Annotated in this window: 9 protein-coding genes and 1 tRNA gene; 9 read left to right on the forward strand and 1 reads right to left on the reverse strand. The window is 59.4% G+C overall.

Annotated features, from left to right (window positions below):
* From rpoB to tuf, 7 genes are all read left to right on the forward strand, one after another.
* Positions 1 to 1,695, forward strand: a 1,695-nt coding sequence (rpoB, locus tag B4F73_RS01805; RefSeq protein WP_290482373.1) for a DNA-directed RNA polymerase subunit beta, incomplete at its 5' end; no start/stop codon positions are given.
* A gap of 119 nt (positions 1,696 to 1,814) precedes the next feature.
* A complete protein-coding gene (rpoC, locus tag B4F73_RS01810; protein ID WP_206992487.1) occupies positions 1,815 to 6,035 on the forward strand; it encodes a DNA-directed RNA polymerase subunit beta' in 4,221 nt (1,406 codons plus the stop codon).
* A gap of 120 nt (positions 6,036 to 6,155) precedes the next feature.
* Positions 6,156 to 6,413 carry a hypothetical protein gene (locus B4F73_RS01815; RefSeq protein WP_290478507.1) on the forward strand — a complete coding sequence of 86 codons (258 nt, stop codon included), beginning with the start codon at positions 6,156 to 6,158 and terminating at the stop codon, positions 6,411 to 6,413.
* A 256-nt stretch (positions 6,414 to 6,669) separates the two neighbouring features.
* On the forward strand, positions 6,670 to 7,041 hold the full coding sequence (gene rpsL, locus B4F73_RS01820) for a 30S ribosomal protein S12 (protein WP_027837380.1): 372 nt from the start codon (positions 6,670 to 6,672) through the stop codon (positions 7,039 to 7,041).
* Between the two features lie 12 nt (positions 7,042 to 7,053).
* The gene (rpsG, locus tag B4F73_RS01825; protein WP_034812523.1) at positions 7,054 to 7,524 is read left to right on the forward strand and encodes a 30S ribosomal protein S7; all 471 of its coding nucleotides are present in this window, start codon (positions 7,054 to 7,056) and stop codon (positions 7,522 to 7,524) included.
* Positions 7,525 to 7,614: 90 nt separating this feature from the next.
* A complete protein-coding gene (fusA, locus tag B4F73_RS01830) occupies positions 7,615 to 9,762 on the forward strand; it encodes an elongation factor G (RefSeq protein ID WP_034812521.1) in 2,148 nt (715 codons plus the stop codon).
* Between the two features lie 49 nt (positions 9,763 to 9,811).
* Complete coding sequence (tuf, locus tag B4F73_RS01835; protein ID WP_206990515.1) at positions 9,812 to 11,002, forward strand: elongation factor Tu; 1,191 nt, start codon at positions 9,812 to 9,814, stop codon at positions 11,000 to 11,002.
* Positions 11,003 to 11,067: 65 nt separating this feature from the next.
* Here the strand turns inward: tuf and B4F73_RS01840 are convergent, their stop codons facing one another.
* Positions 11,068 to 11,610 carry a carboxymuconolactone decarboxylase family protein gene (locus tag B4F73_RS01840; protein ID WP_206990514.1) on the reverse strand — a complete coding sequence of 181 codons (543 nt, stop codon included), beginning with the start codon at positions 11,608 to 11,610 and terminating at the stop codon, positions 11,068 to 11,070.
* A gap of 73 nt (positions 11,611 to 11,683) precedes the next feature.
* Here B4F73_RS01840 and B4F73_RS01845 point away from each other — a divergent pair.
* Both B4F73_RS01845 and B4F73_RS01850 read left to right on the forward strand, forming a co-directional pair.
* Positions 11,684 to 11,759 (forward strand) — tRNA-Trp (locus B4F73_RS01845).
* 124 nt (positions 11,760 to 11,883) lie between these two features.
* The coding region (locus tag B4F73_RS01850) for an alpha-amylase family glycosyl hydrolase (RefSeq protein WP_290481581.1) at positions 11,884 to 12,620 on the forward strand (737 nt) is incomplete at its 3' end.

The raw sequence follows: 12,620 nt of genomic DNA on the forward strand, positions 1-12,620 counted from the left end.
CTCGTCGCGTTCATGCCGTGGAATGGCTACAACTTCGAAGACTCCATCCTGATCTCCGAGCGGATCGTGAAAGACGACGTCTTCACCTCGATCCATATCGAGGAATTCGAAGTCATGGCCCGTGACACCAAGCTGGGCCCTGAAGAAATCACCCGCGACATTCCGAATGTCGGCGAGGAAGCGCTCCGCAACCTCGACGAAGCCGGCATCGTGGCTGTGGGCGCCGAAGTCAAAGCTGGCGACATTCTCGTCGGCAAGGTGACGCCGAAGGGCGAAAGCCCGATGACGCCGGAAGAGAAACTCCTCCGCGCCATCTTCGGTGAGAAGGCGTCTGATGTGCGGGATACATCCCTGCGCGTGCCTCCGGGCGACGCCGGTACGGTCGTGGATGTTCGCATCTTCAACCGCCACGGCATCGACAAGGACCAGCGTGCCCTCCAGATCGAGCGTGAGCAGATCGAGAAGCTGCAGGAAGACAAAGAAGACGAACAGGCCATCCTGGAACGCAACACCTATAACCGTCTGCGCGACCTGCTGACGGGCAAGGAAGCAGCGGCCGGGCCAAAAGGCTTCACACCGGGCAAGATCAGCGCGTCCGCACTGGACGAGTTGAGCGAGACCCAGATGTGGGACATCGCCCTGAAGTCCGAGAAGGCCCAGGCCGACCTCGACGCCCTCCGCGATCAGTTCGATGGCGCGATCGGCGAGCTGGAGGCCCGTTTCAACGACAAGGTTGAGAAGGTCCAGCGCGGCGATGACTTGCCACCGGGCGTGATGAAGGTCGTCAAAGTGTTCCTGGCCGTGAAGCGCAAGCTGCAGCCGGGCGACAAGATGGCCGGCCGTCACGGCAACAAGGGGGTTATCTCCAAGATCAATCCGCAGGAAGACATGCCGTTCCTGGAAGATGGTACGCCAGTCGATATCGTTCTGAACCCGCTGGGCGTTCCATCGCGGATGAACGTCGGTCAGATCCTCGAGACCCACACAGGCTGGGCCTGCCGTGGTCTTGGCCGGATCATCCAGAACGCACTCGACGAGTTCCACCAGAACAATGATGTCGAAGGCCTGAAGAAAGCCCTGAAAACCGCCTATGGCGAAGAGCAGGAGCTGCCAGCAGAAGATAGCGAGATCATTGAGCTCGCCGGAAACCTTCGCAACGGTGTGCCGATGGCCACGCCAGTGTTCGATGGTGCTCGCGAAAGCGACATCAACGCGATGCTGGAACGGGCGGGTCTCGACTCGTCTGGTCAGGTCAAGATGTTCGATGGCCGGACCGGTGTCCAGTTCTCGCGTCCTGTCACCGTGGGCTACAAGTATCTTCTCAAACTGCACCACCTGGTGGACGAGAAGATTCACGCCCGTTCGACCGGACCTTACTCGCTTGTTACGCAGCAGCCTCTGGGCGGCAAGGCCCAGTTCGGCGGCCAGCGCTTCGGGGAGATGGAAGTCTGGGCACTCGAAGCCTATGGCGCCGCTTACACGCTGCAGGAAATGCTGACCGTGAAGTCCGATGACACGGCCGGTCGTGCGAAGGTCTATGAGGCCATCGTTCGCGGTGATGACACGTTCGAGGCCGGTATCCCGGAATCCTTCAACGTGCTCGTCAAGGAAATGCGGTCGCTCGGCCTGAATGTCGAATTGATCGAAGAAGGTGGGGGCAACGACGATGCCGATACCCCCGTCGCCGCCGAGTAGAGCTGATACCAACCGGATAGCCCCGCCAGACCGGCGGGGCGACCCGGACGAAACTGAGATTTCATAGGGCAGGGGCCCGCCAGCCCCGAAACAACCGCCCACCCAAGGAGCAGACACCCATGCGCCAGGACGTCGCCAGCATTTTCAACCCGAATACCCCGTCGCCAACTTTTGAGGCGATCCGTATCTCTATCGCCAGCCCGGAAAAGATCCGGTCCTGGTCGTCAGGTGAGATCAAGAAGCCTGAAACCATCAACTACCGGACCTTCAAGCCGGAGCGGGACGGCCTGTTCTGTGCCCGTATCTTCGGCCCAACGAAGGACTATGAGTGCCTTTGCGGCAAGTACAAGCGCATCAAGTATCGCGGCATCACCTGTGAGAAGTGCGGCGTTGAAGTGACGCTGGCGCGCGTGCGCCGCGAGCGGATGGGCCACATCGACCTGGCTGCGCCGGTCGCGCACATCTGGTTCCTGAAGTCGCTGCCGTCCCGCATCTCCGCGCTGCTCGACATGGCGCTGAAAGATGTGGAGCGCGTGCTCTACTTCGAAAGCTATATCGTCATCGAGCCGGGCCTGACCGAGCTGGAGCCGCGTCAGCTGCTCACCGAAGAAGAATACATGGACAAGCAGGACGAGCTTGGCGAGGACGCGTTCACCGCCATGATCGGTGCCGAGGCCATCCGCGAATTGCTGCAGGCGCTGGACCTGCCGGTTCTGGCCGAGACGCTTCGCGAAGAGCTGGCTGAGTCCACGTCCGAACTGAAAACCAAGAAACTGTCCAAGCGGCTGAAAGTCGTCGATGCCTTCCTGACATCGCGCGCCAAGCCGGAATGGATGATCCTGCACGTGATCCCGGTCATTCCACCGGATCTGCGCCCGCTGGTCCCGCTGGATGGCGGCCGCTTTGCGACCTCCGACCTCAACGACCTCTATCGCCGCGTGATCAACCGGAACAACCGCCTGAAGCGCCTGATGGAACTTCGCGCGCCGGACATCATCATCCGGAACGAAAAGCGGATGTTGCAGGAATCCGTTGACGCCCTGTTCGACAATGGCCGTCGCGGCCGCACGATCACGGGCACCAACAAGCGCCCGCTGAAGTCGCTGTCCGACATGCTGAAAGGCAAGCAGGGCCGCTTCCGTCAGAACCTGCTCGGCAAGCGCGTCGACTATTCCGGCCGTTCGGTCATCGTGGTTGGCCCAAGCCTGAAGCTGCACGAGTGTGGCCTGCCGAAGAAGATGGCGCTGGAACTGTTCAAGCCGTTCATCTATGCGCGTCTCGACGCCAAGGGCCTCGCTGGCACCGTGAAAGCGGCCAAGAAGCTGGTCGAAAAGGAAAAGCCGGAAGTCTGGGATATCCTGGACGAGGTCATCCGTGAGCACCCGGTTCTGCTGAACCGTGCGCCTACGCTGCACCGTCTCGGCATCCAGGCGTTCGAGCCGAAACTGATCGAGGGCAAGGCCATCCAGCTGCACCCGCTGGTCTGCGCCGCGTTCAACGCTGACTTCGATGGTGACCAGATGGCCGTGCACGTGCCGCTGAGCCTTGAGGCCCAGCTGGAAGCCCGCGTCCTGATGATGTCGACCAACAACATCCTGTCGCCTGCCAACGGCAAGCCGATCATTGTTCCGTCCCAGGATATCGTCCTCGGCCTCTACTACCTGTCGCTGGACCGCGATGGCGAAGTTGGCGAAGGCATGATGTTCACCGACGTGGCAGAGATCGAACAGGCCATCGATAATGGCCACATCAGCCTGCACTCCAAGATCAAGGCCATGTATGAAGGCGTTGATGATGAGGGCAATCCATGGCGCCGTGTGATCGACACGACCGCGGGTCGCTTCATGATCGCCAACATCCTGCCGCGCTTCAAAGGCATCCAGCCTGACCTCGTCAACACGACGATGACCAAGAAGACGATCTCCAAGATCATCGACGAGGTCTATCGCCTGTGTGGCCAGAAGGCGACGGTGATCTTCTGTGACAAGATGATGGAGCTGGGCTTCCGTGAAGCCTGCAAGGCCGGCATCTCGTTCGGCAAGGATGACATGGTCATCCCGGCCGCCAAGCAGAAACTGGTCGACGCCACCAAGGAGCAGGTCTCCGAGTACGAACGCCAGTATGCTGACGGTCTCATCACGCGTGGTGAGAAGTACAACAAGGTGGTCGACGCCTGGTCGACCTGTACCGACAAAGTGGCTGATGCCATGATGGATTCGGCGGCTGAGGCACAGGTTGCCAAGGGTGACCGGAAGGCGCAGGTCAACTCGATCTACATGATGGCCGACTCCGGTGCACGTGGTTCGAAGAACCAGATGAAACAGCTGGCCGGTATGCGCGGCCTGATGGCCAAGCCATCGGGTGAAATCATCGAGACGCCGATCATCTCGAACTTCAAGGAAGGCCTGACCGTCCTTGAATACTTCAACTCGACGCACGGTGCCCGTAAGGGTCTGGCCGATACGGCTCTGAAAACGGCAAACTCGGGTTACCTGACCCGCCGTCTCGTTGACGTGGCCCAGGACTGCATCATCAACGAAGATGATTGCGGCACGGAAAACGGCATTGACATCGCTGCTGTCCTGGAAGGTGCCGACGTGGTCGTCTCCCTGGCTGAGCGCATCCTTGGCCGTGTCACGGCCGTGGACGTGAAGAATGTCGAAGGCGAACTGGTCGTTCCGGCCAATACCTATATCGACGAGGAACTGGCCGATACGATCGAGAAAGCCGGCGTAGACATGATCAAGGCCCGTTCGGCCCTGACCTGCGAAGCCAAGAACGGCATTTGTGTCCAGTGCTATGGTCGCGACCTTGCACGCGGCACCGTGGTCAACCGCGGCGAAGCCGTTGGTGTCATCGCGGCCCAGTCCATTGGTGAGCCGGGTACCCAGCTGACCATGCGGACGTTCCACATTGGTGGTGCGGCCCAGGTGGCAGACCAGTCCTCGGTGGAATCGAGCTTCGAAGGCACGATCCGCTTCAAGGATGCCGAGATCGTTGCCCGCAAGGACAAGTCGCTGATCGTGGTGGGCCGCCGCATGCAGGTGGAACTGGTGGACGCCGATGGCCGTACCCGTCAGTCTTTCCGCCCGGCATATGGTACGCGCCTGATGGTCACCGATGGCCAGAAAGTGCCTGCCGGTACGCTGCTCGCTGACTGGGATCCGTTTGCCCAGCCGATCGTTTCGGAAGTCACAGGCCAGATCAAACTGGTCGATGTGATCGACGGCGTGTCTGTCCGTGAAGAAACCGATGAAGCGACGGGCATCTCCTCGCGCGTCATCATTGACTGGCGTTCGGCTATCAAGTCGGCAGACATCAAGCCGTCGGTTCAGATCATCGGCAAGGATGGCGAGCCGGTGAAGCTGCCGAATGGTTCCGATGCGGTCTACCTGCTGTCCGTGGGCGCGATCCTGTCGGTTGCCGATGGTGACACGATCTCTGCCGGTGACACGATTGCACGTGTCACGACCGGTGGTGCGAAGACGAAGGACATCACCGGTGGTCTGCCGCGTGTGGCCGAATTGTTCGAAGCGCGTCGTCCGAAGGACCACGCCATCATCGCGGAAGTGGACGGCAAGGTCGTCTATGGTCGCGACTACAAGAACAAGCGTCGCGTCTCGATCGTTCCGCTGGAGGAAGATCGCGAGCAGATCGATTACCTGGTGCCGAAAGGCAAGCACCTTGCCGTTCAGGACGGGGACTTCATCAAGCGCGGTGAATACCTGATGGACGGTAACCCGGCCCCGCAGGACATCCTGCTGACGCTGGGCGTTGAGGCGCTCGCCAATTACCTGATCGACGAAGTGCAGAAGGTCTATCGCCTGCAGGGCGTGCCGATCAACGACAAGCACATCGAAGTGATCGTGCGTCAGATGCTGCAGAAGGTCGAGATCACTGATCCGGGCTCCACAGCACTGATCAAGGGCGAGCATGTCGACGTGATCGAGTTCGAACAGGCCAATGAAGCGGTGCGCAAGTCCCGCAAGAAGGACCAGGTCGAGGCGAAAGCCAACCCGCTCCTGCTTGGTATCACCAAGGCCTCCCTGCAGACCCGCAGCTTCCTGTCGGCAGCTTCGTTCCAGGAGACGACCCGCGTCCTCACCGAGGCGGCCCTCATGGGCAAGATCGACACGCTGGAAGGTCTCAAGGAGAACATCATCGTGGGCAGCCTGATCCCAGCGGGTACGGGCGGTGGTATCCGCCAGTTCCGCCGGGTTGCTGGCGATCGCGACCAGAAGCTTCGTGCCAAGCGTGCTGCTGCGGCGGCCAAGGAGCAGGAAGCGCTGGAAACGACGGCCGCGCTGCCGGCACCAGAGCCGGAAACGTCGGCCGAATAGGCCGGGCCTCCAGCTTGTACCATTCGGGAAAGCCTGCCAGTCTTGGCAGGCTTTCCTGCGTTTCGGGCCTAGGTCTGAACCAGACAGAAAGCCTGAACAGGAGCCTGAACGGGGAGCGCCATGCGCCGCACGCATTTTGATCGCAAGGATTTGATCGGCGCCGCCTGCGCGGCGCTGGCAATCGGGCTGATCGGCTTCCTGGCACTGGATGGCTGGGCCCGGGCGGACTGTCGTGAGTTGCTCAGATTCGGTGATTTTGCCTCTGCGGAAGGCGATGTGACAGACCCTGAACTGGCCGCATTGGAGGCCCGCTTGCGGGCCGGGCAGGGGACCATTGAAGAGGCTGCATGCGTCCAGCAGATCGGATTGCCGTTTTAGGCAGACCGTGACGGGACCGAAACAGCTGTAGCCAGACAGCACGCCGCCCTTGACGCCAGCCCCTGAGAGGCTTAAACGCCACCAATCGTCAGAGAGGTAGAAGGCTTGAAAAGGCTGACTGCCGCACCGGAACAGGCGGTTTCGGTCAATCTGGCCCCCAAGTTTTCGTCCGTCCCGGAAGCCATTCTCGGCATTCGGGGCATCATTCGTTACCGGCCCATCGGGCCACTGAGATCAAAAGAGACAGAAGGCCCGAATGCCAACGATTCAACAGCTTATTCGCAAACCGCGTCAGCCAAAGCCGACGCGTACCAAGACACCGGCCCTCAAGGCTTGCCCACAGCGTCGCGGCGTTTGTACGCGCGTCTACACAACCACGCCAAAGAAGCCGAACTCCGCGCTTCGTAAAGTGGCCAAGGTGCGCCTGACGTCCGGCTTCGAATCGCTGTGCTATATTCCGGGCGAAGGCCACAACCTGCAGGAGCACTCTGTTGTGCTGATCCGCGGCGGCCGTGTGAAAGACCTTCCGGGCGTGCGCTATCACATCGTGCGTGGTGCCCTGGATACCCAACCCGTCAAAGACCGTAAGCAACGCCGTTCGCACTATGGTGCGAAGAAGCCTAAGTAAGGAAGCCGAAGCATGTCTCGTCGTCACTCTGCTGAGAAGCGCCAAGTCCTTCCTGATCCGAAGTTCAAGGACATCATTGTCTCGAAGTTCATGAACCAGATCATGCGCGACGGTAAGAAGTCCGTTGCCGAACGTATCGTCTATGGTGCGTTCGACCTGGTCGAAGGCCGCGCCAAGAAGAACCCGGTTGAAGTTTTCCATGAAGCCCTGGAAGCTGTTGCTCCGTCCGTCGAAGTGCGTTCGCGCCGCGTCGGTGGTGCCACCTACCAGGTTCCGGTTGAAGTCCGCACCGAGCGCCGTCAGGCTCTCGCCATTCGCTGGTTGGCCGCTGCTGCCGCTGGCCGCAATGAGAACACCATGCGTGAGCGCCTTGCTGGCGAACTGATGGATGCCTCTCAGGGCCGCGGCAATGCCGTGAAGAAGCGGGAAGACACCCACCGCATGGCAGACGCCAACAAGGCGTTTTCACACTACCGCTGGTAATCAGCACTGGAACTGCGGAGCGATTGCGGGTAACGCGCCCGAAAATCGCTCCGAACTTCCTCCCGGAAACCAGACACGAAGGTATATCTCATGGCCCGCGAATATACGCTGGATCGTTATCGTAACTTCGGCATCATGGCTCACATCGATGCTGGTAAAACGACCACGACTGAACGCATTCTCTATTACACCGGTAAATCTCACAAGATCGGTGAAGTCCACGATGGCGCTGCCACGATGGACTGGATGGAGCAGGAGCAGGAGCGTGGCATCACGATCACGTCGGCTGCGACCACGACGTTCTGGTTCCGCACCGAGGACGGCGTAAACCCAACCGGCATTTATGGCGACACGGCTGACGAAGCCAAGTTCCGCTTCAACATCATCGATACGCCCGGACACGTTGACTTCACGATCGAAGTTGAACGCTCCCTGGCCGTGCTCGACGGCGCAGTTTGCGTGCTCGACGCAAACGCCGGTGTTGAGCCGCAGACCGAAACGGTCTGGCGTCAGGCTGACCGCTACAAGGTTCCGCGGATCGTGTTCGTCAACAAGATGGACAAGATCGGCGCAGACTTCTTCAACTGTGTTCACATGATCAAGGATCGCACTGGTGCGATCCCGGCTCCGATCCAGCTGCCAATCGGCGCTGAGACCGAGCTGGAAGGCCATGTCGACCTGGTCACCATGAAGGAATGGGTCTGGGAAGGTGAAGACCTCGGCGCAAGCTGGGTCGTGCGCGAAATCCGCGACAGCCTGAAGGAAAAAGCCGAACAGATGCGCGCCGAGCTCATCGAGATCGCCGTCGAAATGGACGACGCGGCCATGGAAGCCTATCTGGAAGGCAACGAGCCTGACGAAGCCACCCTGCGGTCACTGATCCGCAAGGGCACGCTGTCCATGTCGTTCGTGCCGGTCATGGCGGGTTCTGCGTTCAAGAACAAAGGCGTGCAGCCAATGCTGAACGCTGTCATCGACTATCTGCCGGGCCCGCTCGACGTGCCAGCCTATATGGGCTTTGCCCCGGGCGACGAAGACGAAGTCCGCAATATCGAGCGCCGCGCAGATGATTCGCAGCCATTCTCGGGTCTTGCCTTCAAGATCATGAACGACCCTTACATGGGCACGCTGACCTTCACGCGTATCTATTCCGGTACGCTGTCCAAGGGCGACAGCTTCATGAACTCGACCAAGGGCAAGAAAGAGCGCGTCGGCCGTATGGTCATGATGCACTCCAACAAGCAGGACGAGATCACCGAAGCCTATGCAGGTGACATTGTTGCGCTTGCCGGCCTGAAGGAAACGACCACGGGTGACACGGTCTGTGATCCGAACAAGCCGGTCGTTCTGGAAACCATGACCTTCCCGGATCCGGTGATCGAGATCGCGGTTGAGCCGAAAACCAAGGCTGACCAGGAAAAGATGTCGGTTGGCCTGCAGCGCCTTGCTGCAGAAGATCCGTCCTTCCGTGTCGAGACCGATTTCGAATCCGGCCAGACGATCATGAAAGGCATGGGCGAGCTTCACCTCGACATCCTGATCGACCGTCTGAAGCGCGAATTCAAGGTTGAGGCCAATATCGGTCAGCCACAGGTGGCCTACCGTGAGAAGATCGGCCGCGCTGCCCAGATCGACTACACGCACAAGAAACAGTCCGGCGGTACCGGTCAGTTCGCGCGCGTCAAGCTGGACTTCGAACCCCTGGAATCGGGTTCGGGCTTCATCTTCGAAAGCAAGATTGTCGGTGGTGCTGTTCCGAAGGAATACATCCCGGGCGTCGAAAAAGGCCTGGAAAGTGCCAAGGAAAACGGCCTGCTGGCTGGCTATCCGGTGACGGATTTCAAAGCCACGCTGACAGACGGTGCGTTCCACGATGTCGACTCCTCGGTCCTCGCATTCGAGATCGCAGCCCGCGCTGCGTTCCGCGAACTGAAGGGGCAGGGCGATCCGCGCCTGATGGAACCGGTCATGGCAGTGGAAGTTGTCACTCCGGAAGACTATATGGGCGATGTGATCGGCGACCTGAACTCTCGCCGTGGCCAGATCCAGGGCTCCGAGCCGCGCGGCAACGCTGTTGTGGTCAAGGCCTTTGTCCCTCTGGTCAACATGTTCGGTTATGTGTCCGACCTTCGCGGCATGTCGCAGGGCCGCGCCCAGTTCACGATGCTCTTCAATCACTATGATGAAGTGCCGCGTGCTGAAGCGCAGAAGATCATCTCGGACGTCGCTGGTTCGTAAACAATTGAGGCCGGTTCCCGGCTCGGTATTTGAATAAAGGAGAGGCCCGATGGGCAAGGCAAAGTTTGAACGTAACAAGCCGCACGTTAACATCGGCACGATTGGCCATGTTGACCACGGCAAGACGACGCTGACGGCAGCGATCTCGATGACGCTGGCAGCGGCTTCGGGTGGCGAGTCGAAATCCTATGCGGACATTGACTCGGCTCCGGAAGAAAAAGCGCGTGGCATCACGATCAACACGGCGCACGTGGAATATGAGACGGAAAACCGTCACTATGCCCACGTCGATTGCCCGGGTCACGCTGACTACGTCAAGAACATGATCACCGGTGCGGCGCAGATGGACGGCGCGATCCTGGTTGTGAACGCAGCTGATGGCCCGATGCCCCAGACCCGCGAGCACATCCTGCTGGCCCGTCAGGTCGGCGTGCCGGCTCTGGTTGTCTTCATGAACAAGGTCGACCAGGTCGATGATGAAGAGCTTCTGGAACTGGTTGAAATGGAAGTTCGCGAACTTCTGTCTTCCTATGACTTCCCGGGCGACGACATTCCGATCATCGCGGGTTCCGCGCTGGCCGCTGTTGAAGGCCGCGACGATGCAATCGGCAAGGACAAGGTTCTTGAGCTGATGGCAGCTGTCGACGAGTACATCCCGACGCCAGAGCGTCCGCTGGACAAGCCTTTCCTGATGCCGGTCGAGGACGTGTTCTCGATCTCCGGTCGCGGTACGGTTGTGACCGGTCGTGTCGAGCAGGGCATCATCAAGGTCGGTGAGGAAATCGAGATTGTCGGTATCCGCGACACGGTGAAGACGACCTGTACGGGCGTTGAAATGTTCCGCAAGCTGCTCGACCAGGGCCAGGCTGGCGACAATATCGGCGCCCTGCTGCGCGGTGTTGACCGTGAAGGCGTTGAGCGTGGCCAGGTTCTCTGTAAGCCAGGTTCGATCACGCCGCACACGACGTTCGAAGCCGAAGCCTATATCCTGACCAAGGAAGAGGGTGGCCGTCACACGCCATTCTTCACCAACTACCGTCCACAGTTCTACTTCCGTACGACGGACGTGACGGGTGTTGTGACGCTTCCGGCCGACAAGGAAATGGTCCTGCCGGGCGATAACGTCAAAATGGATGTCGAGCTGATCCAGCCGATCGCCATGGACCAGGGCCTGCGCTTCGCGATCCGCGAAGGTGGCCGTACGGTCGGCGCCGGCGTGGTCTCGGCCATCAAGAAGTAAGCCCTGTTCCCATCAGGCAATAACGAGAAGGCCGTCCCATAAGGGGCGGCCTTTTTTATCGGGCGTCAGTCGAGTTTGATGTCAGCGCCTTTTGGACCGCCCTCTTCGACTTCCACGCCGAATGTCTCAAGGAAGCGGCAGACCATCATGTAGTAGCCGATCAGCAGAACCAGCTCTTCCAGCAGGGACGGTCCGAAATGTTTCAGAACCGGTTTGAGCGCGCCGTCTGACGGATGGGGATGCGTTACCAGATGGTCTGTAAAGGTCAGTGCCAGTTTCTGTTCGTGGCTCAAGCCGTCGGCATTTGGACCAGATTTCACCGCTTCGATCAGTTCGCCATCCATGCCGATCGCCAATCCGATAGCCTCGTGCTGGCTCGTTTCATATTTGGCATTGGACAAGTACCCGACACGCAGGATCACGCATTCGCGGGTGATCGGATCCAGTTTGCCATTTTGCAGAAAGGCCGTGCCCATGCCGACAAAGGGTTTCAGCAGATGAGGAGCATGGCCAAGCATTTGAAAGATATTGAGCGGGGCGAGCTTATCCAGAAAGGCTTTTTGGTCTTCAGGAAGGGCGTCAACTTCGGGATAGGGGATGCGGGACACAATTTTTCTCCATGGGCTGAAGCTCTAGTCTTGCGGCATGACGGCATTTGAGGCAAACCGCTCATTCGCCTGTAGGGGTATAGCTCAGTTGGTAGAGCATCGGTCTCCAAAACCGAGGGTCGAGGGTTCAAGTCCTTCTGCCCCTGCCAGGCGGATTTCCGAATTTTCAGTCAATACAGTCCGTTTCCGGGCCGCTTGTCCTGGCGGCGCTTAGATGATTGAAAAATCGCGGGGCGGTGCGATGCTGGTCAGAATTGACGGGAGTTTCAGACCATGCCGAACGCAATGTCATTGGAAAGCGCGCAGCCTTGGTGGAAGGGTGCGGTCATCTATCAGATTTATCCGCGGTCGTATCAGGATACGAATGGGGATGGCGTTGGCGATCTGAACGGCATAACGCAGAGGCTGGACCATGTGGCCTCCCTCGGCGTGGACGGTGTCTGGATATCGCCCTTCTTTACATCCCCCATGAGGGACTTCGGATATGATGTGGCCGATTATTGCGATGTCGATCCGGCATTTGGCACGCTCGAAGACTTCGACGCACTCTTGAGTCGAGCGCACGCACTCGGCCTGAAAATCATCATCGATCAGGTCTATGCACACTCATCCGACGCGCACGCCTGGTTCGCCGAGAGCAGAGAGGACCGAACCAATGCTCGTGCGGATTGGTACGTTTGGAGCGATCCAAAACCGGATGGAACACCGCCTAATAACTGGCAGGCTGTGTTTGGCGGACCGTCCTGGACATGGGATGCGCGTCGGCAGCAATATTACATGCACAATTTCCTGCCGAGCCAGCCGCAATTGAATTTGCACAATCCGGATGTCCAGGATGCGCTCGTCGATGTGATGCGGTTCTGGCTGGATCGCGGCGTGGACGGCTTCCGGCTCGATGCGCTCAATTTTTCCCTGTTCGATCCGGACTTGCGGGACAATCCGCCGAAAATTCCTGCACCCCGAAATGTTTCGCGTCCCTTTGACCTTCAGGAACATGTTCACAATCAATC

Source organism: Hyphomonas sp. UBA3601 (genome assembly GCF_002375605.1).
Taxonomy (GTDB): Bacteria; Pseudomonadota; Alphaproteobacteria; order Caulobacterales; family Hyphomonadaceae; genus Hyphomonas.